Origin of the sequence: Yaniella sp., from assembly GCF_030453185.1 — a bacterium.
In the GTDB taxonomy this organism is placed as follows: Bacteria; Actinomycetota; Actinomycetes; order Actinomycetales; family Micrococcaceae; genus Yaniella.
Genome location: NZ_JAKDKW010000016.1, coordinates 12,703 through 38,480 on the forward strand (window position 1 = coordinate 12,703; position 25,778 = coordinate 38,480).

The window sequence follows — 25,778 nt, forward strand, 5'->3', positions numbered from 1 at the left end:
TTGGGCTGGTTTTAATAGGCGATGCCAAAGACCCACACCAGAACGGTCATTGCGGTCAGCGTGATCAGAATAGCCGCAAGAATATTGATCAGCGCACCACCTTTGACCATCTGACCGATGGTGACATAACCCGAGCCGTAGGCAATCGCATTTGGTGGAGTAGCGACGGGCAGCATGAACGCACAGGTTGCCGCTAGCGCTACCGGTGCGGTGAGCAAGAGTGGCTCGATGCCCGTTCCCATCGCGACACCTGAAGCCACCGGCAGGAAGGTTGCCGCAGTTGCTGTATTCGATGTCATTTCAGTCAGAATCAGGATACCCACGGCGGCTATGGCCACCAGGAGCCAAACGGGTATACCGGCGAGACCTTCAACTTGCTGGCCAAGCCACTCTGATAGACCTGAATCAGAAAATTGCGCTGATAACGCGAGCCCACCACCGAAGAGAAGCAGCACGCCCCAGGGTAATTTGAGCGCTGTATCCCAGTTCAAAAGTCGGACACCTTGGTTAGCGCCGCCGGGGAGGATGAACAGTGCGAGTCCAACGATCATCGCGATACCAGCATCGGAGACGACGGCTTCTTCGAGGCCGAAAATGTACTCTGAGATAAGTGGAACCGCAACCCATGAAGTAGCCGCAATAATAAAGACAATGAGGACCGACAGCTCACCAAGCGACATCGGTCCAAGTTTGGCCCATTCTTTGCGAATGAGTTCCGCTCCACCTGGGATGTGCTTTGTTTCTGGCTTGAACATAACCTTCGTCAAGATGAACCAGGCACCCACCATCAGCACGATGGACAAAGGAACACCCACTAGCATCCAGCGACCGAAACCAAGATTCATATCGTGGGTCGATGCCATATGTGCCGCGAGCAACGCATTCGGGGGAGTGCCGATAATTGTGCCTAGGGAACCGATCGATGCCGAATATGCGATAGCAAGCATCAACGCTGTGCCGAAATTCGTCTTGGAGACTTCTGAAACCTCTTCCTGAGAAGGTGAGGACTCAGATCCTTCCTCTATCACGGCGCCAGGGTCTTCTCCGTCCGTGATCTTTTTTACCAACAGCATTACGGAGATACCAATGGGAAGCATCATGACCGCTGTTGCGGTGTTGGAGACCCACATCGAGAGAAAGCCCGTGGCAATCATGAAGCCGGCGATGAGCGCGTTTGTATTTGAACCCATCCCGCGCAGTACGAGCAAGGCGATGCGTCGGTGGAGATTCCAACGTTGCATGGTTAATGCCAAGAGAAAACCGCCCATGAACAGAAAGATGATGTCGTTGCCATAATTGGCTCCCACGTCGGAGACACTGACACCTTCCTCTGATTCGCTGGCGGGGACGAGTAGGGGAAATATAATGAGTGGCAGCAGAGCTGTCGCGGGAATGGGGATGGCTTCGGTCATCCACCAGATGGCCATAAGCACCGCGGTGGCCGCAGTCAGTTTGGGCCAAACTTCCAGGTCCGCGGGCATGACGAAGTAGATGAGTACCGCCGCGATGAGGCCTGCAACAAGACCAATGATTTTGCGGAACCATTCTCCGCGTTCAATAGGAGGGGCCTTCAGACCGTCTGAAGCTTCGGCTTCGGTTTCTGTTTTTGCTTGCCGGACTGGATCGTATCGTTTGAGATGTGCTGCGGTAACGCGGCTGGATGACTTATTCTCCACAAAAATTACTCCCATGAATATGCGCTGACCGGTAACCGCCGGTGCGTAGAGCAGCTGTACTGGATGTGAGCTCCAGCCTAGTCAGTCGGGTGACTCGCAACAATACGAGTGCAACGTTGTGAAAGGGGTGTTGTAATATCCACTGCACGCAGTCGATTCGCGGTGGACTTCGGACATGACCTGCGTAGTTGGTGATGCCCTTTTGGCAGAAACTGTACGGAGTCCTTTGATTATTCAACAGACAGTCGGTATTGCGGGGCTTAAACCATAGGGCGTGCCCCGAAGTGTTGTTGAATCACGCCCTATTGGCAATCTGTTGCCGAGTCAGGCCTGATAGCGAGAGGCAGCGGTTATTTTTGGCCTAACTGGATCGGTTACTGGTTGACCTTCGACGTGGGGAACCCTGGGTTCCCTTGCCATGTGGATGCCAAGAACACTCAATGCAGAGAGTCCCGCGATCATCCACCAGCCAAGGTCTGAGCTGCCAAGTTGGGCTCCGAGTGTGTAAACATATGGGAAAACAACTGCTCCGAGGTTTCCGAGGGTCAATACAAGACCTAGTGCCGTGGCGAAGTCCTTGCTTGAAACTTGTTCTGGGTATTCCGAGGGGGAGACACTGGCCGGCGACAGGTACATCATGCCGAAGAGGCCAATTGCACTGAGGAGGACCCACAGCAGGATGTTGTTTGCCACTGGAATCAGTACCAATAAGACTACGATCAGGGCTGCTGGAATCCAGAGCGTGGATAAGAACTTCTTGGCGCGGTCAGCCCAAATGCCGCCCAGGATCGAGCCTGGGATACCAATCAGGAGCATCACAAGACCCAGGAGGCTGGCGTTAGAACTACTAAAGCCATGTTCTGTTTCGGCATAACCTGGAGCAAGCTGCGACACCGTAAAGAAGGCCCCATAGGCGGCGACACTGACGATACCGATACCCCACAGAGTCTTCGATTTTAGGAGCTTCACGGTAGAAGACCAGCTAAATTCGTCGCCCTCGAGCTCGTCCATATTCCGCGGAATTTGAATGAGGGCAGCCCCGGCTATGGCAATAACTAGACCCACGCCGGCAGCCATCCATAAGCTGGCGCGCCAGCCGTATGACTCCATCAAGAAAGTCCAGACATATAGGCCAATGGCTGAGCCACCGGTTAACCCAAGGCCATTCAGGATGCCTGCAACAAGTTTGCCGTTTTCAGGTTTGGCCCAATACGACCCCAATGGAAAGATGGATGCAACGATCAACGACATGCCAACCCCGCCCACGAAGCGTGCTGACAGCATCAACCCATAGCTGCTAGACAGCACGATGAGAGCGCTCGACGCTGCCGTGATGAAGCCACCCCAGACAGCAACCTTCTTCAGTCCCCAAGCAGCTGCGGCGAAGCCCGCGGGTATATGTGCTATCGCATAACCAAGGAACCAGAGGGAGACCATTAACCCGACTTGAGAATAACTGAGACCAAACTCGGTAGTCAGCCTCGAATAGGCAGGTACAACCGCATACATTTGTAGTCCGTAAGAGAATGCCAGCAGGGTCGAAACCGTGATGACTATCCCGCCCGTCCGCCTTTTCGGAGATGCTCCAAATACGTTTGTCGTGGTATCAGTCTTCAAAAAGTAATCCTCCAGGTGCTGGTGTCGATATAGCTCGAAGTCAGTGGCAGTACAGCCGCAGTAACCTCCATGTTTCCTCGTGCGGGTAAGCGCAATGGTTTGCAGCGCAAAATAAACTGCATCAAGGTAGTACGCCGTGATGCAGCATAAAACCTCGTTAAAATGCTCGAAACTTGGCTTCTTCCCCCATTTGTAAAGCGGGTCGTCCCAGCCAAATTCTCGTATGCCACGCTTGTACTCGCGTCGAGGCGATCCGGTGGCTTGACCTATTTCAGCCTAACGAGCCCGGGGGATTTGTACAGTCGAATTGGTGCGGTTGAGGGCTATATACCAGCTCGAAGGGTCAAGTTTCGGAGCACGCTTGCGCTCGAAAAGAGACACGATTCTTGGCGACAGTATTTGTGCTTATATCGGAAGACACGTGCCCGTACTGCCCTTGTTGGGGCTGGTTTCTTGGCGAATGCGGCTCTGAACCCGTCACAGGTTTTCCTGATCTGAGAACCACTGGAGTAAACCCTGAAAAAATGCTTGAAAGGTCGCATGTTTTCGCCAGTAGAGAAGCCAGTTAGGGCACTCCGGAAGGCGGGCAGAGAGGCGGCGTGATTTCGGGCAGGTCTGGTGGTGAGAGTCGATGTTCGCGCGGATTTAGTGGTGAGACACCTCGTCTGAGCGAGGCCCCTAGGGTCGTGTATCGTGACGCGAACTGGAGCATGGCCCGTAAGTTGTTGAACAAGAATTTGCTATTGTTGGTGAGGGGCTCAAGCTGTGGCAACGCATGAGCAGGGGGGCGAGTCCTAATGTGATCTGCTCAGCGGTCGACATCAAATGTTGATGTGGGATCTATGGTGAGACAGAAAAACTCGGGTGAGAACAATGCATAATGCGATGTCCTCACCCGAGTTATTTGGCGGATGGTGGGGGATTTGAACCCCCGGGACGGGGTTGCCGCCCTCTGGTTTTCAAGACCAGCTCCTTCGGCCGCTCGGACAACCATCCAGACGAGGATTTATTGTACCTGTTCTCATGGTCAGGTACATAATCGGGACGTCTTGGCAGTAGGTCAGCCATGTATTGACGTCCCTTGAGAGTACTAGCGAGGATAAAAGGCATGTCACTACCCTCGCAAATGCAAGCAGTCCGCTTCATTCCACAGCCCGGAACAGAAGAAGCTTCCAAGGCCGAACCCGCCGATATCCATGTGGTGAGCCATGATGTGCCCCAGCCACGTTCCGGAGAAGTTCTGATCAAGGTCGAGGCCGCCGGAATAAACAATGCCGATCTCTTGCAACGAATAGGCGGCTATAACGTTCCAGAAGGAGCGACGGAGATCCCCGGTTTGGAAATAGCAGGGACAGTTGCGGTTACTGGCGACGGTGTGACGAACTGGAGTGTGGGCGACCGGGTGTGTGCTCTCCTTGCCGGGGGAGGTTACGCCGAGTACGTAGCGGTAGACGCTCGTCAAGTAATTCCGGTGCCAGACCAGCTAGATCTGCTTGAAGCGGCTGGCATTGTCGAAACAGCAGCCACTGTGTGGTTCAACGTCTTCATGACTGCCGCTTTCCAACCGGGAGATCGAGTACTCATCCACGGCGGAGCCGGTGGGATAGGCACGATGGCAATCCAGATGGTCAAAGCCATGGGCGGGTATCCGATTGCTACAGCCGGTTCGGAAGCCAAAGTTGAGTACACGCAATTCCTGGGGGCGCAGGGTATCAACTACCGCACCGAGGATTTCGCTGAACGAATCCAAGAAATAACCGATGGTCACGGGGTTGATATCATTCTGGATATCGTTGCAGGGCAATACTCAGAAGAGAATATGCGTGCCCTAGCCCAGGGCGGGCGTTGGGTGGTTATTGGCACTCAGGGCGGCATAAAGGGGCCTATTAACTTTCTACGCATGATGGCTAAACAAGCTGTGCTGACCGGTAACCTCCTGCGCCCGCGGTCTGCCGAAGAAAAGGGCGAGATTCTCAGTGGATTGGTGGAGCATATTTGGCCGCACTTTGTCGACGGAACGATTGACCCGTTGATTGCCCAAACTTTTCAACTCAACGAGACTGCGAAGGCATACGAACGCTTTGCCGAATCTGATCGAGTTGGGAAAATCGTTCTGACAATGTGAGACACTAATTGATGATGAAACCAGGTCCGTTCGCACGCCGTCGCGAAGCAAAGAAACTCGATTCAGAGCTTGGCAACCTATTATGGCGCCAAGCGCACGATCGTTTTGCCCGGTCGCTCGATCGGTACTGGCAAGTCGTCGAATCTGAGCGGACGAGTCCCGTTCCCAAAGAGGAATATAACGGCCTGGTTAACGCTGGCAATGCTTTGGTCGATGCGCTCGCCACCGTGCGTTCAATTTGTGCCGAGGCCCGTGAACGTTACGGTGAGCACGAACTGAATGTACCTGCTGGCGCCCACGAGGTTCATCGCATGATGTCACGTGCTGCGAATGACTTGGCTGCTACAGCACAAGCCGCCGCTATGTACAAGCGTGGTCAAGCCAATCTGCTTTCCGTCGGGAGACGCGCTGAAAAAGTACTGGATTCTGTCACCGCCGCCGAGGATCTCATGAAGCGTTAGCCGTAGGACCCTAAGCCGCGTGTGACCCAAGGGTAATCGAACCGCTGAAGGGTCTGCAGTAGGGTCTATGTCTCGCGAAAACCACGAATCAGCGGCAGCGCCTCAGCACGATCCTGAGCAAAACCGATTCGACTGGACGACGCTTATCCGCAACACGCTCCTCGTCGTGGTGTTGTCGGTCTTGTTGTGGCTGCTGTTTAACGTTGAATTACCGTCGGCAGAACGGCTACGCGACATAATCGATTCCTGGGGTTGGGCAGCCTGGCTGGTGTTCATTGGCATCTATGCTTTGGTCGCCATGACGCCCATCCCCGTGACGGTGATGGCTGTTACCGCCGGACTACTTTTTGGAGTAGTTGACGGCACCGTGCTGTCGGTAATAGGCGTGCTGATTGGTTGCTGGGGTGGCTACTGGCTGTCGCGAGGGCTTGGCCGTCAGGCGACGATTAAGATGCTTGGCTCACGCGCCACTTCAGTAGAGCGACATCTTGGGCAGGCAGGGCTAGAAGCAGTTGTAGTCTTGCGACTTTTGCCAGGTTTTCCGTATTGGCCGGTGAATTACGGCAGCGGGGCGTTCGGTGTAGGTCAGCGCGACTTTCTTCTTGGAAGCTTCCTAGCAGTAATCCCGGGCCAATTTTCGTTGGTGGCGATTGGCGCCTTGATATCGAATCCGAACCTTTTCACCGGCATAGTTGTCGCGGTGAGCTGGGCTATCGTGTTACTGCTTACCGTTTGGGCCTATTGGCGATGGAAGGCAGCGCGCCCCGAACACGGTTGATCCCGGAGATAGAGCCGGAGTGTCGCTTGACACTATTGGCATAGCGAGCACAGAAAAGGCCAACGGAAAAATTGCACAGTGTGCAAGTTTTAGTTTAGGCTCGTCTTCTATGCTTTTTGAAGACAATGCGTCCTTGGGGCGTCGCGAACAGAAAAAACTCGAAACACGACGGGCAATTCGAAATGCCGGTTTGGACCTAGCCTTGGAAAACGGGTTGGAAAGCCTCACCGTGGAGCTCATTGCACACACCGCTGGCGTCTCACCGAGAACGTTTTTCAATTACTTCGCAAGTAAAGAGGACGCGTTGGTGACGGAAGCGGCCGAGGGTGCCAACCAGGTGCGAACATTGTTGTTGGAACGACCTGCAGATGAATCGCCGATGCGAGCGCTCCATTACGCCATTATCAACAGTAATTATTACGGTTCTGTACCGCCAGACCGTGATCGGCTCCTCGCCCGCCAGCGACTCACCCAGGAGAACCCCTCCTTGATGGCTCACCAACTGGGAAAAATCTCCATTGCGGAGCGGACTATTGCGGTAGCAGTTGCTGAACGAATGGATACCGATATTGACCAAGATTTGGTGCCTGAGTTGTTAGCTGCCACGGCAGTCAGCATTATTCGAGTAGCAATGCGCCACTGGGTCGCAGAGGGCGACAGGCCGCTCCACGAGCTGATTGATATGGCGTTTGAACAATTTGAAGGTATGGATCTGTTTAACGATCACACCGTTGGGGTTACATCGTAGCGCCGAAGATAAGTATTTGACAGTGGCAGAAGCGAAGGAGAGAGGACAACGAGTGGCAAGTGAAATTACCGGTTCGATTCCGATCGTAGAAGGTCGGTACAACGAGGCGCATTACGAACGCACGAAAGTAAAGAAGGAGGATTCGCCGCGTAAGAAGCCGGTGAATCGCAATGTGGTGCTTGCCGTATTGGTCTCCGGCGCTTTTGTGGTGATTCTCAACCAGACTCTTATGAATACTGCGCTTCCGGCACTCATGGAAGACTTCGGTATTACTGCGAATTCAGCGCAGTGGGTCACGACCATGTTCATGCTTGTCAACGGCATCATGATTCCGGTTACCGCGTTCTTGATTCAAAAATTCACGACGCGGAGTCTCTTTTTTGCTGCGATGGGTTTATTCACCATCGGAACAGTACTGGCGATGCTGGCACCGACCTATGCAGTTCTGCTAGCTGGCCGCTTCGTCCAGGCCGCAGGTGGCGGGATCATCATGCCGTTGATGCAGACCATCTTGTTCGCAATTTTCCCGATCGACAAACGTGGCCAAGCCATGGGTACTTTCGGGCTGGTCATCTCTTTTGCCCCAGCGATCGGGCCCACGCTCTCCGGGTGGATTGTAGAGCATTTCCCGTGGCAGACCCTGTTTATGATGATGTTGCCTATCGCTATCATCGACATGATTATCGCTTACTTTATTCTCGATAACGTCACCGAACGGACCAATCCACGGCTGGACTCGCTGTCGATCGTGCTGTCATCATTAGCTTTCGGTGGGATGCTCTTTGGTTTTGGAAACGCCGGCAATACCGGTTGGATTAGCTATGGAGTGCTCGTGCCGCTCAGCATTGGCTTAGTGACCTTGGGTCTCTTTATTTGGCGGCAACTGACATTGCAAGAGCCAATGTTGGAACTGCGTATTTTGAAAAACCCCATGTTTACTTTGAACACCCTGCTGGGCATGGCAGTATTTATCGCCATGATCGGCGGGATGCTGATGCTGCCGGTCTATATGCAGACCATGGCAGGGTACACCGCCACAGAATCTGGGATGATGCTGTTGCCTGGCGCTGCAATCATGGGCATTATGTCGCCAGTAACTGGCCGCATTTTTGACCGGTTTGGTGCCAAATGGCTAGCGATCACAGGCTTTGCGCTCCTGGCCGTGGGCACCCTATTCTTCACGACGCTAACACCGACGACGTCGTTCGCCTATCTGACGATTTTCAACGCAGTTCGCATGTTCGGCACAGCCATGGTGATTATGCCGGTCACTACGGCGGCTCTCAACGAGCTACCGCAGAGGTTGATACCACACGGTAGCGCGTTGAATAACACGATGCGTCAGGTTGCGGCCTCAGTCGGAACCGCAGTCCTGGTCACGGTGATGACCGGTGCTGCGCTCGACCCTGCCACACACGGGGCCGAAGGACTTACCCACGGCGTCAATACTGCCTTCATCGTGGCTGGGTCAGTCGCCGTCGTAGGCTTTATCGGGGCTTTCTTCATTCGTGGATCGCGTCCGGTGCCGCAGGAAAAAACCGCATCCGAAGCGCCAGAAGAAACCACCCCTGAATCTTGAGAAAAAAGCCCCGGTTCGTCCAAGCTGCACAGAACCGGGGCATTCCCTCTTCAAGTGGATGGAGCCGACTACCGGATTTGAACCGGTGACCTGCTCTTTACGAGGGAGCTGCTCTACCAGCTGAGCTAAGTCGGCGCGAACGACATCTTACGATGTGGTCCGATAAGAGATCATAGCGAGTGTGGCATGTATTGGTCAAAAATCGCTAAAGTTTAGTTACAGACCATCTCATCCTCGGGGAGTTCATCGTCCAGAATGTAGCTGTCGATTGCCTCGACGATACACTCATTTTCCTTGGAGTATGCGCCGTGGCCTTCGCCCTCCACGGTGATATGCACACTGTTGTCGAGTTCATCTGCCAGTTCGTGCGAAAAATGGATGGGTGTAGCCGGATCCGACGTCAGACCGGTGACCACGATGGTTTCAGAACCTTCAGCATCAGTTTCCTCAATTGGATCGACAGGATCAACTGGCCAACCATTACAACCCGCAGAATATGACAGATATTTGCCAAAGATGGGGGAACCTTCAGCGAGCTCATCTGCTTCTTGCTCAGCTTGTTCAAAGGTCTTGTCCTCCCCGGTGTAGTCCAGGCAGTTGATGGCGTTGAACGCCGCAGTGTCGTTGCTGTAATGCCCTGAGTCATCCCGTCCGTGATATGTATCTGCAAAGTACAGGAATAGCGGTCGGTATTCGGAGTTTGCGTAGTCATCCGCAAGGGCTTGTTCGAAAGCTAAAGCCAACACCTCCCAGCTGTCCTGCGAATACAAGGGCGTGACGATGCCGAAGAACAGATCAGACACCGGTTGGCTTCGACCACCCGGGTAGGTGAGGGGTTCTTCTTCAACCTGCGCAATGAAATCCTTGACCGTGGTCATGACTGATTCGGCATCACCGTTTTGCCCCACGTTGCACTCTGAGCTGTCTGCACACCATTGCGCCCACGCGTGCAGGGATTGCTCAAAGCCCGCAGATTGTGCTTTGGAGACTTCAAATGTTTCGGCGCTGGGTGGCAGGACCGAGTCTAAGACAAATTTGCCGACCTGCTCCGGGAATAACTCGGCATACGTAGCGCCAAGTTTGGTGCCATAAGAGATGCCGAAATAGTCCAGTTGGGGAGCGTCCAAGGCCGCACGAATGACATCCATATCCTTGGCCGCAGAAGCGGTATCAACGAAACCTACAATGTCACCCGAGCGTTCGAGGCACTGTTGGGCATAAGCTTCGTTGTCCTCGACCGTTGCGTCCCAGCCCTCCTGTGTTGAAGGATCGTGGACTATTTCGCGGGATGCATCGAATTCTTCTGCGGTTTCACATTGAACGGGCTCCGAGGCACCAACGCCACGAGGATCGAAACCAATGGGGGAGGTGTTTTCTAACAGGTTGTCAGAAAACACAAAACTCAGACTGTCTTGTACAAAAGCGATGCCAGATGAACCCGGACCGCCGGGGTTGACCAACATAGGTTGTTCATCTGCAGTTTTGGCGTTCCTGGTCAGATGAATATCGATGGTCTCGTCGTCTGGGTTTTCATAATCCATGGGGACTTCGACGGTGCCGCACTCGAACTCGTCGTTGTCTTCGCACGTATCCCATGCAATGGTCTGCTCATAGAATGTCTCCAACCCATCTGGTGCAGACTCTGCCTGGTTACTCGTTGATGGATCGGGATCGTCCGATGCGCAGGACGTGAGCACCAGCGCTGCAACGGCACCAAAGGCAGCCAGAATTCGGGTAGTGGTAGGCATCAAATTCCTTTGCACGGTTATCGGGGAGCGTGTCGGCGAGTTCGAGGAATAAAGGCCAGCAACATGGCCTCTAGCGCCAACAAGGGTGGGACATTGCCTGCGAGCCGTCGGCGTGCCGTGTTGATGGATTCCAGGCTGCCCAAACAGTGTTCTGCAGTAACAATGGCACTGTACTCCGAGAGGCTGGGTCGCAGATGCTCATTAATCAGTGGAGTGTCCTGAGATAAGTGCAGGACCAGAAGGTCACGGTAGACCCCTGATAAATCGATCATGGCTCGATCCAGGGCGTCGTGAATCGCACGCCGATTTCTAGCGGTTTGATTATCTTCCATCCGGCGGAAGTGCACCCGCAGTTTCGGCGGAACCGTATCATCGTCGGCCAAACCAAGGGAACGCAACAGGTTGGTCCGCTCTGCTGCGTTGCGATCCGAGGAGGAAGCCTCGGCCTCATCTTGAACCAGCTTGTGGAGATTATTAGCCGATTCCACTGCGGCAGACGCCGAGCGCACGGTCAAGGGGAGATTCACAATCATGTCGCGGCGCTCACGAGCCTCGGGGGAGCGGGCCAACCAGCGGGCTACTCCGACGTGGGATTGCGAAGCGCGAGCACAGACGTGTGCCAGCTGGGATTCAATCCCGTCGCGGTCCACTAGGAGTTGTGCGACGTCTTCGACCGAAGGAATGACTAAGTTGATGTGCCGGGTGCGGGAGCGGATGGTTACCAACACATCGGCCGGTGACGGTGCTGAAAGCATCCAAATGGTACGTTCTGGGGGCTCCTCGATGGCTTTCAACAGCACATTTGTGGCACGTTCAGTCATGCGATCGGCGTCTTCGATAATAATGATGCGCCAGCGCCCCGTTGATGGCCGGTCGTGGGCGTCTGAAATGAGCTCACGGACATCATCAATTGCGTACTGAACTTTTTCGGTCGTCACAATATTGACGTCGGCGTGGGTTCCAGCGGCAATGGTGACGCAGGCCTGACAGGCACCACAACCACGCTGGGATAGCTCCGGTTGTCCACACTGCAACGTTTGAGCAAAGGCGCGGGCTGCCATGGAACGCCCCGAACCGGGCGGCCCGGTAAATAACCACGCGTGCGTTGGGGCGGTCACCGTGTCCGGATGAGAAAGTTGTTGGATGACCGCGTGTTGGCCGGCCAAGGATTGCCAGACTGGATTCGCCATTACAGCTTCACTCCGTACGTGGTTTCAAGATGGGTCAAAATCTGTGAGGTGATAGTTTCAGGCGCTTGGGCAGCAGGCACTAGCAGATGACGGTCGGGAGCTGCCTGGACCTGGGCAAGAAATGAGCCACGCACAGTCTCCTGAAACCCATCCGGGGCCGCTTCCATCCGATCAATCATGTCACCGCGATCATCGCGCCGCACACCGGCAACTGCCGGATCAAGGTCCAACACCACGGTGAGATCTGGGTTCAGGCCACCGGTTGCATAGTGATTGATCTCGGCGACGGCGTCTTCACTGAGACCACGTCCAGCACTTTGATATGCGATGGATGAGCCCACGAAGCGATCCGAGAGGACCACCTTGCCGGAGTCCAGTGCAGGAACGATCGTTTTGGCCACATGATCTGCCCGAGCCGCAGCAAAGATGAGCGTTTCGGTCATATCGTCAATCTGGGTGGCCGGATCAAGCACCAGGGCGCGTAATGTCTCAGCAACATCAGAACCGCCTGGCTCTCGGGTGACCACCACTTCCTTGCCACTATGACGCAAGGCGTCGGCCACCGCGGCCACCTGGGTTGACTTGCCCGTCCCATCGGCGCCTTCAAACACGACAAATAGTCCCGTCACGACACAACCTTTCTCACCGTATGCTCCCATTAGCCTAATGCCACCCACTAGACTCATCTTATGAATTTTCCGCGAATCGTTGTGATGATCGAATACGGGCTGCAAGCAGGCTTAGCACTGGTGGGCGCCGGCATGGTGATTTGGGCGATGGCCGATGCTGCTCGCCGTCCTGCCGGCATCTTTGAAGCCCATACGAACCAAACCAAACCAACCTGGTTGCTCATCCTCGGGGGTGCGCTAATCTTTGGGCTAGGTTCCGCCGCGCTTACCATCTTCTTGGGTGGCCGGATGGGGCTGTTCGGGCTCGCAGCTATCGTGGCCGCCGGAGTGTACTTAGCTGGGCCGAAACGACAATTCGAGCTGTGGGCCTAACGACCAGGTAAAGTTATCGACATGTCTACAACATCGAAACTGGTCTTACTGCGCCACGGACAATCCACGTGGAATGAACTCAACCAATTCACCGGTTGGGTCGATGTCCCACTGACCGATAAGGGACGTACCGAAGCTACTCACGCGGGCCAATTGCTCACAGACGAAAATTTGCTGCCTGACGTCGTCTTCACGTCGCTGCTACGCCGCGCCATCAGTACCGCAAACCTGGCATTGGAAACCGCCGACCGCCAATGGGTCCCCACGCACCGCAGCTGGCGCCTCAACGAACGCCATTACGGTGCACTTCAGGGCATGAATAAGGCTGAAATCCGCGAGGAACACGGCGACGAAAAATTCATGACCTGGCGTCGCTCCTATGACACGCCACCACCGGCGCTGTCGGATGATCACGAATTCTCGCAGTACCGGGACGAACGCTACGCTTTACTCGGCGAAGACATCCCTCGCACCGAATGCCTCCAAGACGTGGTCACCAGGCTGGTGCCGTACTGGTACGACAACATCGTTCCACAGCTGGCAGCAGGCAAAACCGTCCTGGTAGTGGCACACGGTAACTCGCTGCGCGCACTGGTCAAACACCTCGAAGGTATCTCGGATGACGCCATTGCAGAACTCAACCTGCCAACGGGCGTGCCATTCGCCTATGAATTAGGTGCAGATATGAAGGCTGCCGGGCCAGCTCGTTTCCTTGACCCAGATGCGGCTGCAGCCGGTGCTGCTGCCGTTGCAGCGCAGGGCAAATAACTCCGGTGGTCGTGATAAACCTGCATGATACTCGTCGTTGACAATCACGGGTTCACGACCCGCATCCTGACGCATCAGCTCGGGGCGGTACACCTTGTCACCGCTGCCGAGCTGCTTGCTGTCGATCTGGATAACTACACGCACGTAGTAATCGGCCACGGTAGCGCAGCCGTCGACTTGCAACCGCTCCACGAGGCACCGAATCTCCCAGTGCTGGCAATTGGGGCAGGCTATCAACATCTTGCCGCGCTCTACGGACACACTGAAACCACCAGCGCCAAGCCGGTCTATGGGCAGCCCGTGACGCACCATCACTGCGGAGCCGAGCTCTTTGCGGGCCTGCCAGTCGACGTCAAGCTCATCAGCTACCATGCCTGGCGGTTGCACCGGATGGATACTGACCGTTTCGCTATTCACGCTACCGGCGCCGACGACGCCGTGCTGGCCTTTCGCGTTCAGGGCACCAACCACTGGGGGCTCCATGGGGATCCGGCCGCTCTACAATCAATGGTGGGGAACGCCGTCATCAACAATTTCTTAGCACTGGCGCCCCTCGCACCCACGCCGCCGGAGCCCATTTCCCCGACAACTCGGCGTCGTCAGCGCTACGAGGTTTTTACCCGGTCCATAGTCGGCGAACTCGATACATCCGCCACGTTTGCCACGTTGCAAGAGGACACTTCTGCAGCCTTCTGGTTAGATTCCGCCTCAGCTCATCGGGGTCAGGGCGACCTCACGGTCATGGGAACCAATAACGGCGAACTGTCACAAACGATTCGCTGGAACGTCACGACGAACGCGCTTGACGTGGTCGCTGGCAGTGATGCGCACCAGCTGACCGGTGATGTGTTGGACTACCTCGAGGAACACCTGTGGGAACCAACTGCAGTGGTGGATTTTGACGGCTTCACCGGAGGCTGGGTTGGCTACCTAGGGTACGAAGCCAAACAAGCCACGGTTCCAGGGCATCAGAATCGGTGGGAAGCGACTACACCGGACGCCTACTGGATCCAACCACAAACCTTTCTGCGGTACGACCACCGCGAACGCTCCACGACCCTGTTTTCGTATCACGATCCGGCGCTGCTCGATACGTTGGAAGCCGCCCTGGTCTTCGAATCCAGCACTGTATCTGGCGTGCCAGAGCGCGCAGATATCGCTGGGCAGTGGCGTTTATCAGCAGCAGAGTACGAGGACCGGGTAGGCCGCATCCAAGAACTGTTGCATGCCGGAACCGCCGCAGGGATTTGCCTGACTGATACGTTCAGCATGGATGCTCGCGGTCTCGACGGGTTGGAGCTGTACGGTCGATTGCGGGCCAATAATCCGGCACCGTATGCCGGCTACCTGCGATTCAACACCTTCGACGACAGCCTCGAGGTACTTTCAGCGTCGCCGGAAAAATATCTGAGCATTGACGCCGCCGGCACGGTTGAATCAAAACCGATCAAAGGTACCGTGGCCCGTAGCTCCGACCCGAAGCAGGACGCCGAAGTTGCCGCTTCTATGGCGGCGGATACCAAAATACAATCCGAGAACCTCATGATCACTGACCTTTTACGTGACGACCTCGCAACCGTCACCGTTCCGACAACGGTGCAGGTGCCCAAACTCATGGCCGTGGAATCATTTGCGACAGTGCATCAACTCGTGACCACCGTGACCGGTCAATTGCTGCCAGGTACCTCAGCGGTCGACGCGTTGAAAGCAGTTTTTCCAGGTGGCTCCATGACCGGAGCGCCCAAGAACATTAGCTTGGAAACATTGGATGCCCTAGAAGCCGGTCCTCGAGGCATTTATTCAGGGGCCATGGGATGGCTTGGTCATCGCAATACAGCTGAACTCAACGTGGTGATCCGAACAATCATCATTGATAACGAACAGCTGAGCATCGGGGCCGGAGGCGCAGTCGTGGTGGACTCTGACCCAGTTGCAGAAGAGCAAGAAAAACATTTGAAGGCTCAAGCCCTAATGCACAGTATCGCGGAGCAGCTATGAAAGCGTTTCCGCAGCATTTCGGATGGCAAGACGGTAATTTTGTTGCTATAGCGCCGCCTGAATCACCCGAGATTCTAGTGGCAGATTCATGGCGGGTGCACCAGGGGACCACCTGGGGGCTCCAGGATCATGTGCAGCGGTTCATGGAAGGCATTGAACAACAGGAGCTGGATCCCGCAGTGTCGCGAGATGTCACTGTAGAGAAATTTGAGAAAGCCTTGCAGCGAAAACTCTCGAGAATTTCGCGCGCCACCCCGGGCGTGGATCTGTTTCCACGCATCAGCGTGGAAACCCATCGTGGGTCGTGGCGTATTGTCCTGTTGGTGCGGCCGGCTCCACCACCACGAAAGACAACGAGTTTATGGCTCCCGGGCTATACCGACCCGCGCACCAAGCCCACGGTCAAAGGACCGGACATTCACCTGATGCGTGGGCTAGTGGAGGAAGCACCCACCGATGATGTTGTCTTACATGACGGAACCAACGTGCATGAGACCACCACCGGCGCACTGCTCCTATGGCAAACACCAGAGCACCTGGTGTTGTGCGAGGCAACGCAGCAGCTTGCTTCGATCTCCGCGCAACGCATCGCCAACCACGCGCGATCACACAATATCTTTGTGACCACCCGTTCGGTGACCATTCAAGAGCTGGCCTCCGGGGAGTACCCGGTGTGGTTTTCGAATACGCTGCACGGCATCTCCCCGGTGAGCAGCGTCGGCAGTGCTACCGGAGAAACACAGGTTAAAACCCACCAGGCTGCGGCACAGTGGCAGACAGCCTGGTGGGCGATGTTCGCTGTATAACTACGGGGCAGGGTTTAGGCGATAACGGGCGGTTCCCATTCACCGGTGACCAAATAGGCGATCTTGCGACTAATGGACACCGCGTGATCACCAAAGCGTTCAAGCCGCATGACCAGTAGCGTCAGATCCTGGGCCTGAGTTGCATCGATATCCCAGGTGCCGTCGGTCACCGAGGTCAGAACCTTAGAGTGCAGAATATCGACGTCGTTGTTCAGCTTGACGATCGCCCGCCCGTGGGTCAGATCATAATCCGTCATGAGTAGTTGCAAATGTTCACCGATTTGCACGACTAGCTCAGCCATCTCCTGCATCTCGGGCTGGCTCGGTGCCGGCACGAGCGGGTGGGGGTGACGCAGCCGAGTCAAAGCGGCTGTGTGTCGTGCCAGATCGCCCATGCGTTCCATGGACGAAGATACTCGCAGTGCCGCAATCAACAAGCGAAGGTCGGTGGCGACAGGGTTTTGCAGCAGCAGCAGTTCAATGGTTCGCTCATCGAGTGCATTTTGTAGGTAATCGATTCGAGCATCTTGGGTAATGACCGTCTCGGCTAAACCCAGGTCCTGGGATTCCATGGCTACTCGCGCTTGCTTCATAGCTCGATTGACCAGGGTGGCCATTTCGACCAGCTGGTCACCTACGGCCTCCATCTCGGCCATAAAGAGTTTTCGCATAAATTTAATTCCTCGTAGATACATTGAACGATTGCAGGCCAATTATCCTGCCCAACGGTGTCCACTGTCTCCAAACAAAGTAAACGAGTGGTGAATTCTGCCAGACAAATACATGTATTAGCGCCCAAATGACGAAAAAGGGTCAACCGGATGTAAAAAGTATGGGTACTCTGTGAATTGTGGAAAGTCTTGTTTCGGTAGCCGTTCTCTTTGGACTGGCCGGTGTGATCGTCACGGTGGGCGCTATGGTCGCCTTCCGTCTCTCCTCGCGTTCAAGAATCGAGCGACTAGCAGACCATGAGCAAACCATCCCCGAAGGGGCACTGGATGTTTTGGCCGTTGTAGGTCAAGCCTACGTGATCGTCGACGTCGCAGATACTGTCGTTCGTGCCAACCCGACCGCCTATGCTTTTGGGCTGGTCAGAGGCAATCAGCTGGGACATAAACAGCTAGCAGAACTCACCTCGAGGGTACGAACCGCAGGTCAGCTCTACGACTACCGTTTCGAACTGCCGGCCGTGGCAGCAGCCGAGGGGCACTGGTTAGTGCACCTGCGTGCAGCCGCGATCGGTGACCAATTTATTGTGATCATGGCTGAGGACCGGTCGCAGCAACACCGTACGGAAGCTATTCGGCATGACTTCGTCGCCAACGTGTCGCACGAATTGAAGACACCGGTCGGAGCCATGAGCCTGTTGGCTGAAGCCATTGAGGATGCAGCCGATGATCCTGGAGCCGTCCGACATTTTGCCAACCGACTTTCTATCGAATCAGTGCGGCTCTCTGCACTGGTCCAAGATGTGATCTCCTTGTCACGGCTGCAAGGTCGCGACATCGTTGAGACCGCCGAGCCATTGGAAATTACCAGCCTCGTCTCCGAAGCCATCGACCGGGTGCGCACTGAAGCCTCCTCGAGGGATATTGCCATCCACAACCGGCAGCCGGAAGCCTTATCGGTCTATGGCGATTATGACCAGTTGATGACGGCAATCCGAAACCTGATCGACAACGCCGTGACCTATTCCCCCGATGGTTCCACAGTGTGGGTCGAAGTCACCAAGGATGACGACGTCGTCCTCATTGCCGTGGGCGACCAGGGGGCAGGGATTGCTGAGGACGACACAGAGCGGATTTTCGAACGCTTCTATCGTGTCGACTCAGCCCGCTCACGTGCCACCGGCGGCACGGGCCTGGGCCTGAGCATAGTCAAGCACACGATTTCCAACCACGGTGGCGAAATCATGGTCGAGTCGACCGTGGGGGAGGGATCGACGTTTATTATCCGATTGCCAGAACTGGATCCCCAGGCACACGAGGCGACCACCGAGGGAACCGAACCAAATACGCAAAATGTGAAGCACGATTCACACGCACATACCCCTGAAGAAGGAAAAGGACAACACTGATGACTCGGATTCTTGTCGTTGAAGACGAACCGTCAATTTCTGACCCGCTCGCGTACTTGTTACAACGGGAAGGATATGAGGTTACCGTCGTTGATGATGGTTTGGAAGCCGTGGAAGAATTCGACCGCAACGGTACCGATCTGGTGCTGCTGGACTTGATGCTCCCGGGTCAGCCGGGAACAGATGTGATTCGCCAGATTCGGCAAGAATCTCAGGTGCCGGTGATCATGCTGACCGCCAAGGACGGCGAGGTCGACAAAGTCGTGGGTCTCGAGCTCGGAGCCGACGACTACGTCACCAAGCCGTACTCAGCCCGTGAATTAATCGCCCGGATCCGTGCCGTGATGCGTCGCAATGCTGACGCCGATGAGCTGATCCCCGATACCGTTGCCGCCGGTCCGGTCCGCATGGATGTCGAACGCCACGTCGTCACCGTTGACGGCGCAGCCATCACCATGCCGCTCAAAGAATTTGACCTGTTAGAAATGCTACTGCGCAACTCGGGCCGGGTCATGACTCGAGGACAACTGATTGATCGTGTGTGGGGCCCCGGCTATGTGGGCGATACCAAAACCTTGGACGTCCATATCAAAAGATTGCGCTCCAAGATCGAGCCTGACCCATCATCGCCACGGTATTTGATGACCGTACGCGGACTCGGCTATAAATTCGAAGTATAGTCCTTAAGAAAAATTTGAGGGCCTGTCCGTTTGGACAGGCCCTCAATTTTTTTAAAACGTCGTATTACTCGTCGCGGTGGTACTGCCCCTGGAAATCATAGAGGTGCTCAACATGCTCGTCTTCGTTGAGATCACCGGGGTACAGTTCACGGTATTCCTCAAACGTTGGCGGCAGGATCGACACGTTGAATTCCTCATCCTGACCAAATGCGGAAGCGACACCATCGGCAAGGCTGCCTGGCTCAGTGCCTACGCCCTCGATGGTAACTTCTTCATCCTCGAGTTTGAGGATTTCGTCGGCCTCCAGCGAGAAGCTCAAAGATTCGTCATTGATTTGCAGCTCAACATTTTGGTTACTGTCCGACTTGTTATGGATGGTGCCCATCAGCGCACCGACGCCATCGGCTGATTCTGTGATCACGCCGATATTCAAGAAATCAACGGCGTCGGAGTTCGAATCGCTATTTTCATCGGCCATAACGGTGGTCTGAGTCCCGTCGGAGGGTGCGTACTCGAACGTGGTTGCCTGCGGGTTCACTGCAGAGCAACCGGTGGTGCCGATAAGGGCAGCCAATGCCAAGCCGGCAAATACGTTCCGGCGAGTTGTGTTGACCTTCACGATGGTTCTCCTCGTAAAAATAAGGTGCGCTAGAGGTGATGTACTACCTTGCACCGGGCACGTCGGTCCCGAGGACGCAAGAAGCTTTCTTCATGAGGTTATCGTATTTGACTAAATGGAGGCCACTTTACGACAAGATATCTCGCACCGTAGGCGCCGTAAAACCGGAGCCAGACTCGACACACCACCGGTGAATACCAGAAATTGCCCAGGAGCGCCTCTCCTGAGCTAAAATTGGGCAACGTGGGACAACAATTTTATGATACTGCCGCCGGTGCAATCCGGGACTTCACACCAATCAATGAGGGCGAGGTCTCGGTCTACTATTGTGGCGCAACAGTGCAGGGTAGGCCACACGTCGGACATATCCGTTCCGCCGTGGTGTTCGACATCCTCGTTCGATGGCTAGAATATGCGGGCCACAAGGTCACCTTGGTGCGCAACGTGACAGATATCGACGACAAGATTCTGTCACGGTCGGACGAATCTTTTGCGCCAGACTTCGCAGCTAGCGACGATTATCCTGCGCAGGAGCAGTGGTGGGCACTTGCGTACCGTTTCGAAAATGCATTCGCTGCCGCCTATGCGTCGCTCGGCGTCCGTCGTCCTACCTATGAGCCCCGCGCCACCGGTCACATTCCAGAAATGATCACGCTGATCCAACGCCTCATCGACGCCGGACACGCTTACCAGGCTCTGGACGGTTCCGCAGACGTCTACTTCGATGTCACTTCCTGGCCCGAATATGGCGCGCTGACGCACCAGTCGGTGAATATGATGCAGGACGCCGACGACGCTCCGGCCCGCGGCAAGAAAGATGCGCGCGACTTCACCTTATGGAAATCGCAACTTGAGACTGACCCGCAAGGTGCGGCCTGGGCATCGCCGTGGGGACACGGTCGTCCCGGGTGGCACATCGAATGCTCGGCCATGGCTACCAAATACCTGGGCACTCACTTTGATATCCACGGCGGCGGCCTAGATTTACGGTTCCCACACCACGAAAATGAGCTGGCACAATCAAGTGCTGCCGGTCATGGTTTCGCGAATTTCTGGATGCACAACGGTTTAGTCACGGCCGAGGGCGAAAAAATGTCGAAGTCCGTGGGCAACACCGTTTCACCCGAGCAAATGTTGGCGATGTCGAGACCAGGTGCGGTTCGCTATTTCCTGGGCCAAGCGCATTACCGTTCGCAACTGGACTACCATCCCTCTGCGCTGGACGAAGCACAAACAGCTTTGGAACGGATCGAATCATTCCAGTCGCGGGCCGCCAAACTATTCGACGAGCCAATGGGGACCGATACGGTTCCCGTAGCATTTGTGACTGCTATGGAAGACGACCTCAACGTCCCCGAAGCGTTGGCTGCACTGCACGCAACCGTGCGAGCAGGCAACTCAGCGCTTGACGCAAAAGATTTAGGCGCAGTGAAGAAATATCTGCGTGAAGTCAACACCATGGTGGAAGTTCTAGGCCTAAATTCCGCCAACGAAATGCCCGCAGGTGGTGACTCGGCTGCGTACCAGGCCCTGGCAGAGCTCGTGGAAGCTCAGATCGCGGCTCGAACACAAGCTCGCGCTGATAAAGACTGGGCAACAGCAGATGCTATACGCGATCAACTGGCTGCTGCCGGCATCGTTGTCAACGACGCAGCCGATGGTGTTACCTGGTCCATAGCGGACTAACCGCAAAAGTTTTTTTACCAAAGAAAGGACGAGCATATGAGTCCTCGTCGTAGTGGACCTTCACGCAAGAAGGGCCCAACCAAAGGTTCCGGTGGTCAAGGTCGCCGGAAACTCTCAGGAAAGGGTCCGACACCCAAAGCGTCGGATCGTACTTGGCACAAGAGTTACCGGCCGCCTGCCAAGCAGAAAAAGCCAACTCGAACCACCGACGCGGTTGCTGGCCGGAATCCGGTAGTGGAAGCGCTCGAAGCGGAGGTTCCCGCGTCCACACTGTATGTTGCTGTTGGCGTAGAGATGGACGACCGTATTCGAAACTCCATCCGGATGGCAGCCGATCGGGGCATTCCAGTCCTGGACGCGACCGAGCCGCAGCTTGCCCGGATCACGGATAACGCACGTCACCAGGGCATTGCTCTGCAGGTGCCCCCATATGAATACGAGAATGGTGTCGAGCTCGTCGTCGAGCTGATGTCTGACTGGACGAATGGCTATCGTAAAAGTCCGCCGCTGATTGTTGCGCTGGATTCCATCACTGATCCGCACAACCTGGGTGCCATCCTGCGCTCCGCCTCGGCGTTTAAAGCCGATGCCGTCATCATCCCATCGCGACGGGCCGTCGGCGTGAACTCGACGGTATGGAAAACATCGGCCGGTGCTGCAGCACGGGTACCGGTAGGGCAAGTGACCAACCTGAATAACGCGCTGACCGAATACAAAAAAGCCGGACTCTTCACCATCGGGCTGGACGGGGACGGTGAGCAAACCCTGCATGACCTGCCGTTAGCTACCGATCCGCTGTGTGTGGTGGTGGGGTCCGAAGGTGCTGGATTATCCCGCCTGGTTTCCGAAAATATCGACCAATTGGTGTCGATTCCGATCTCGTCAGAACTCGAATCACTCAACGCCTCACTGGCAACTGGAATTACCCTCTACGAAATTTCCAGACTTCGGCATAAGATTGACTAAGCTGGCCTAGGTGTAACGTAGGCCACACAACCTGTCACTCACACCTATTTGAAGTTGGAGTCATAATGAACATGAATACTCTGCTGAAAACCTCAGCTACCGCGGCGGCATTGGGCTTGCTGCTCACGGCATGTGGTTCAGACGAAGGTGGTGCAGAAGGAAATGGCGAAGGCGGCGAGAGCTATAGCGTGGCCATCGCCCAATATGTTGCGCACCCTTCCCTGGATGCAACGGCACAGGGTATGAAGGATGTCTTCGAGGAAGCTGATGCCGACATCGAAGTCGAAGAGCAAAACGCACAGGCGGACCAGGCGACCATGAATAATATCGTGGGAACCTACGGTAGCGACGATAACCTTGACGCTGTCTTGCCAATCGCAACTCCAGTGGCTATTGCAGCAGCGACCTCCATTACCGAGACGCCGATTATCTTCTCCGCCGTCACCGACCCAGTTGATGCAGGCCTTGTGCCCGATTGGGAAACGCCAGGTGAAAATATTACCGGTGTGTCGGATATGAACCCGGTCGAAGATCAGCTCCAATTGATTCTGGACGTCGTTGAAGACGCCGAAGTCATTGGTATCCCGTACTCTTCTGCCGAATCAAACTCTGTTGTTCAAGTTGACGCCGCCAACGAGGCCGCTGATGCTTTGGGCGTTGAGATTCAAGAAGTTGCCGTCACCAACACATCCGAAGTCGCCCAGGGTGTTGACTCCTTCTCGGATATTGACGCAATCTACGTGCCTACGGACAACACCGTGGTCTCGGGTCTGGAAACCGTAATTTCCTACGGTGTAGATAACCAGATCCCGGTATTTGCCGCAGAATCTGACTCAGTTGAACGTGGCACCGTTGGTACCTACGGCCTGAACTACTACGAACATGGTCGTCAAGCCGGAGAAATGGCCCTGTCGGTCATGACAGGCGAAGCGGAAGTCGCCGATACACCAACGGCGTTGGCCGATGACGCCGCCATGGAATACACCTTCAACCTTGACGCTGCCGAGCAAATGGGTGTTGAGATTCCAGAGGACCTCAGTGCCGACGCCAACATTGTAGGTGAAGATGAGGCCGCCGAAGAGGGCGACGCAGACGAAGAAACCAGCGAATAATCCGCACGGGCTTCTTGACCTGTAAAAAACTCTAAGCGGGCCTGGCTCAGCACATACTGACCAGGCCCGTTTCTCACATGAAAGGTAAGTCCGTCTTCTATGACCGTGACAATAGAACTCGGTCTTATATACGCCATCATGGCACTCGGTGTATATCTGACCTTCCGCATCTTAAACTTTCCTGACCTAACGGTCGATCAGTCGTTTACGACTGGTGCGGCGACATCAGCAATTCTGATCGTCAACTATGACCTCAATCCATTGCTTGCACTAGGTGCAGCGTTTATAGCAGGAGCACTCGCTGGCGTAATCACTGGGCTGCTGCACGCAAAAGGGGGAATTAACCCCTTGCTCGCAGGCATCTTGACGATGCTCGCGCTGTACTCAATTAACCTACGCATCATGGGGGACCGGGCTAACGTCCCCTTGCTCGGCAACGACACCGTATACACCTGGTTTAGCAGCTCAGGTATCAGCGGGTGGACCCTCATTTTGGTACTCGCGGTGATCGTGCTGATCGTCAAGTTGTTGCTCGACTGGTTCCTTGGCACCGATATGGGCCTGGGACTGCAAGCGACCGGCGACAACGAAGAAATGGTGAGGTCCTTTGGAGTCTCCACCGATGCAATGAAAATCGTGGGCCTGTCGGTATCCAACGGACTCGTTGGTTTAGCAGGAGCGTTCATCGCACAAAAGCAAGGCTCCTCAGATATCTCCATGGGTATCGGGTTGATCCTCATCGGGCTGGCCTCAGTCATTCTCGGACAAGCAATCTTCAATAACCGTTTTGTCACCCGCTTTGCAGACACTCCCGTTGGTCGCCTGCTCTTTGGAACCCGAAACCGTGAAGTACTTATGGCGACGACAGCCGTTATTCTCGGATCCATCATTTATCGTGCCGCAGTCCAGGGTGCCCTAGCCGTTGGTTTCAACCCGAACGATATGCGGCTCATTTCGGCAATCATTGTGGTTGCTGCTTTGCTTATCCCGAGATGGCGGGTCCGGAAGAAACCTGCCAAAGCGGTTCAAGCGGCCGTTTCCAACTCGGCGTATAAGGAGACCAGCGATGTTAGAGCTTAAGAACGTTCACAAAACCTTCTTTCCAAACTCGATTAATGAGCGAGTCGCACTGTCGAACATCAACCTCGAACTCGGTGACGGCGATTTTGTCACGGTGATTGGGTCAAATGGCGCCGGGAAGTCGACCGTGCTCAACACAGTTGCTGGAAAAATTAATCCTGATACCGGAACCGTAAATATCGCTGGCAGAAACGTCACGCGACTTAAGGATTTCAAACGCGCTAAGTACGTGGGCCGAGTATTCCAAGATCCGATGGCTGGAACTGCGCCAGATCTCACCATCGAGCAAAACATGGCGCTCGCTGAGCGACGCGGCATGACCAGGGGTTTGGCCTTCGGCATCACAAAAGCGAAACGGATCCGCTTTGCCGATGAACTCGAATTGCTCGAACTTGGGTTAGAAACGCGCTTGAGTGCGAAAGTTGGGCTGCTATCCGGCGGTCAGCGTCAGGCGTTGTCGTTGTTGATGGCTACGTTCTCCAAGCCGAAGATTCTCTTACTCGACGAACACACGGCTGCCCTAGACCCGGAGAGAGCCAGGTTAGTTACCGAGCTGACAGAAAAAGTTGTTGCCGAACAAAAGCTGACAACGTTGATGGTCACCCACAACATGGGCCAGGCGTTAGAGGTCGGAAACCGTTTGATTATGATGCACGATGGCGAAATCATCCTCGATGTATCGGGTGAAGCGAAATCATCCATGACAGTTGAAGATCTCTTGGCGCAATTCGCGAATATCAAAAACGCTACAGTTTCGGACCGGACGCTACTGCAGTAGAAGCATTCCACGACGGCGGGTGAAGTCTCCATAGAGGCTTCACCCGCTTCGTCGTTTAACGTGTGAAAAAAGCGTCTGAAAAACAAAATTTGGACGAATTTCGGAGACCTCGCTCACAAACTGTCCAGCTTTGTGCGCCGACATCATGAACAAACAGTGAATACTATGAGATACAAAGACAGACCGACCTCTTGCTGAAGCATTCCTCCAGTTTTGTGTTCTACAAAAGTCTGTGTATAGTTATCTCTCGTGCCCAGGGCGGAACGGTGACGTGAAGCGCTGAGA

General features: G+C 55.1%; 23 protein-coding genes and 2 tRNA genes. 16 read left to right on the forward strand and 9 right to left on the reverse strand.

Going from position 1 to position 25,778, the window contains the following annotated elements; genetic code table 11:
* Positions 1-11: 11 nt before the first annotated feature.
* From L0H14_RS04075 to L0H14_RS04085, 3 genes are all read right to left on the reverse strand, one after another.
* Entirely contained in the window at positions 12-1,676 is a 1,665-nt protein-coding gene (locus L0H14_RS04075; RefSeq protein ID WP_301416386.1) for a DASS family sodium-coupled anion symporter, read from the reverse strand.
* Between the two features lie 324 nt (positions 1,677-2,000).
* Positions 2,001-3,293: a nitrate/nitrite transporter gene (locus tag L0H14_RS04080; RefSeq protein ID WP_301416384.1), complete on the reverse strand. Its 1,293-nt coding sequence runs from the start codon at positions 3,291-3,293 to the stop codon at positions 2,001-2,003.
* A 905-nt stretch (positions 3,294-4,198) separates the two neighbouring features.
* Positions 4,199-4,289 (reverse strand) — tRNA-Ser (locus L0H14_RS04085).
* 112 nt (positions 4,290-4,401) lie between these two features.
* Between L0H14_RS04085 and L0H14_RS04090 the strand changes: the two genes are divergently transcribed.
* From L0H14_RS04090 to L0H14_RS04110, 5 genes are all read left to right on the forward strand, one after another.
* Positions 4,402-5,418, forward strand: coding sequence for an NAD(P)H-quinone oxidoreductase (locus tag L0H14_RS04090; protein WP_301416382.1), 1,017 nt, complete (start codon positions 4,402-4,404; stop codon positions 5,416-5,418).
* 11 nt (positions 5,419-5,429) lie between these two features.
* Positions 5,430-5,879 (forward strand): hypothetical protein, encoded by a 450-nt coding sequence (locus L0H14_RS04095; protein WP_301416378.1) that lies wholly within the window; start codon positions 5,430-5,432, stop codon positions 5,877-5,879.
* Between the two features lie 67 nt (positions 5,880-5,946).
* On the forward strand, positions 5,947-6,657 hold the full coding sequence (locus L0H14_RS04100) for a TVP38/TMEM64 family protein (protein WP_301416376.1): 711 nt from the start codon (positions 5,947-5,949) through the stop codon (positions 6,655-6,657).
* 109 nt (positions 6,658-6,766) lie between these two features.
* On the forward strand, positions 6,767-7,405 hold the full coding sequence (locus L0H14_RS04105; protein ID WP_301416374.1) for a TetR/AcrR family transcriptional regulator: 639 nt from the start codon (positions 6,767-6,769) through the stop codon (positions 7,403-7,405).
* A gap of 52 nt (positions 7,406-7,457) precedes the next feature.
* Positions 7,458-8,984 carry an MDR family MFS transporter gene (locus tag L0H14_RS04110; RefSeq protein ID WP_301416372.1) on the forward strand — a complete coding sequence of 509 codons (1,527 nt, stop codon included), beginning with the start codon at positions 7,458-7,460 and terminating at the stop codon, positions 8,982-8,984.
* A 59-nt stretch (positions 8,985-9,043) separates the two neighbouring features.
* Here the strand turns inward: L0H14_RS04110 and L0H14_RS04115 are convergent.
* The 4 genes from L0H14_RS04115 to tmk all read right to left on the reverse strand — a co-directional run bounded on the left by L0H14_RS04115 (position 9,044) and on the right by tmk (position 12,551).
* Positions 9,044-9,119, reverse strand: a tRNA-Thr gene (locus L0H14_RS04115).
* A 77-nt stretch (positions 9,120-9,196) separates the two neighbouring features.
* Positions 9,197-10,732, reverse strand: coding sequence for an alpha/beta hydrolase (locus tag L0H14_RS04120; protein ID WP_301416369.1), 1,536 nt, complete (start codon positions 10,730-10,732; stop codon positions 9,197-9,199).
* 17 nt (positions 10,733-10,749) lie between these two features.
* Positions 10,750-11,922, reverse strand: a complete 1,173-nt coding sequence (locus L0H14_RS04125) for a DNA polymerase III subunit delta' (RefSeq protein WP_301416364.1) — start codon at positions 11,920-11,922, stop codon at positions 10,750-10,752.
* Entirely contained in the window at positions 11,922-12,551 is a 630-nt protein-coding gene (gene tmk / locus L0H14_RS04130) for a dTMP kinase (RefSeq protein WP_301416362.1), read from the reverse strand. Before tmk ends, L0H14_RS04125 begins: the two co-directional genes overlap by 1 nt.
* Before the next feature lie 60 nt (positions 12,552-12,611).
* Here tmk and L0H14_RS04135 point away from each other — a divergent pair, with 60 nt between their 5' ends.
* From L0H14_RS04135 to L0H14_RS04150, 4 genes are read left to right on the forward strand one after another with little or no spacing between them, the layout of a single operon-like run.
* Complete coding sequence (locus L0H14_RS04135; protein WP_301416360.1) at positions 12,612-12,923, forward strand: DUF2516 family protein; 312 nt, start codon at positions 12,612-12,614, stop codon at positions 12,921-12,923.
* Positions 12,924-12,944: 21 nt separating this feature from the next.
* Positions 12,945-13,691, forward strand: coding sequence for a phosphoglyceromutase (locus tag L0H14_RS04140; protein WP_301416358.1), 747 nt, complete (start codon positions 12,945-12,947; stop codon positions 13,689-13,691).
* A gap of 24 nt (positions 13,692-13,715) precedes the next feature.
* On the forward strand, positions 13,716-15,689 hold the full coding sequence (locus tag L0H14_RS04145; RefSeq protein WP_301416356.1) for a chorismate-binding protein: 1,974 nt from the start codon (positions 13,716-13,718) through the stop codon (positions 15,687-15,689).
* Positions 15,686-16,495 carry an aminotransferase class IV gene (locus L0H14_RS04150; protein ID WP_301416354.1) on the forward strand — a complete coding sequence of 270 codons (810 nt, stop codon included), beginning with the start codon at positions 15,686-15,688 and terminating at the stop codon, positions 16,493-16,495. The genes L0H14_RS04145 and L0H14_RS04150 overlap by 4 nt, the downstream gene beginning before the upstream one ends.
* 14 nt (positions 16,496-16,509) lie before the next feature.
* On the opposite strand, the gene phoU is transcribed toward L0H14_RS04150, so the two are convergent.
* Entirely contained in the window at positions 16,510-17,166 is a 657-nt protein-coding gene (gene phoU / locus L0H14_RS04155) for a phosphate signaling complex protein PhoU (protein WP_301416352.1), read from the reverse strand.
* A 179-nt stretch (positions 17,167-17,345) separates the two neighbouring features.
* Here phoU and L0H14_RS04160 point away from each other — a divergent pair, with 179 nt between their 5' ends.
* Entirely contained in the window at positions 17,346-18,572 is a 1,227-nt protein-coding gene (locus L0H14_RS04160; protein ID WP_301416350.1) for a cell wall metabolism sensor histidine kinase WalK, read from the forward strand.
* The gene (locus L0H14_RS04165) at positions 18,572-19,252 is read left to right on the forward strand and encodes a response regulator transcription factor (protein WP_301416348.1); all 681 of its coding nucleotides are present in this window, start codon (positions 18,572-18,574) and stop codon (positions 19,250-19,252) included. Before L0H14_RS04160 ends, L0H14_RS04165 begins: the two co-directional genes overlap by 1 nt.
* Positions 19,253-19,316: 64 nt before the next feature.
* Here the strand turns inward: L0H14_RS04165 and L0H14_RS04170 are convergent, their stop codons facing one another.
* A complete protein-coding gene (locus L0H14_RS04170; protein ID WP_301416346.1) occupies positions 19,317-19,871 on the reverse strand; it encodes a hypothetical protein in 555 nt (184 codons plus the stop codon).
* Between the two features lie 243 nt (positions 19,872-20,114).
* Here L0H14_RS04170 and cysS point away from each other — a divergent pair, with 243 nt between their 5' ends.
* The 5 genes from cysS to L0H14_RS04195 all read left to right on the forward strand — a co-directional run bounded on the left by cysS (position 20,115) and on the right by L0H14_RS04195 (position 25,493).
* Positions 20,115-21,557, forward strand: coding sequence for a cysteine--tRNA ligase (cysS, locus tag L0H14_RS04175; protein WP_301416344.1), 1,443 nt, complete (start codon positions 20,115-20,117; stop codon positions 21,555-21,557).
* Positions 21,558-21,593: 36 nt separating this feature from the next.
* The gene (gene rlmB / locus L0H14_RS04180) at positions 21,594-22,523 is read left to right on the forward strand and encodes a 23S rRNA (guanosine(2251)-2'-O)-methyltransferase RlmB (RefSeq protein WP_301416343.1); all 930 of its coding nucleotides are present in this window, start codon (positions 21,594-21,596) and stop codon (positions 22,521-22,523) included.
* Positions 22,524-22,588: 65 nt separating this feature from the next.
* Entirely contained in the window at positions 22,589-23,635 is a 1,047-nt protein-coding gene (locus tag L0H14_RS04185) for an ABC transporter substrate-binding protein (protein ID WP_301416341.1), read from the forward strand.
* 99 nt (positions 23,636-23,734) lie between these two features.
* Positions 23,735-24,715: an ABC transporter permease gene (locus L0H14_RS04190; protein ID WP_301416339.1), complete on the forward strand. Its 981-nt coding sequence runs from the start codon at positions 23,735-23,737 to the stop codon at positions 24,713-24,715.
* Positions 24,702-25,493, forward strand: a complete 792-nt coding sequence (locus tag L0H14_RS04195) for an ABC transporter ATP-binding protein (RefSeq protein WP_301416337.1) — start codon at positions 24,702-24,704, stop codon at positions 25,491-25,493. Before L0H14_RS04190 ends, L0H14_RS04195 begins: the two co-directional genes overlap by 14 nt.
* Positions 25,494-25,778: the final 285 nt, after the last annotated feature.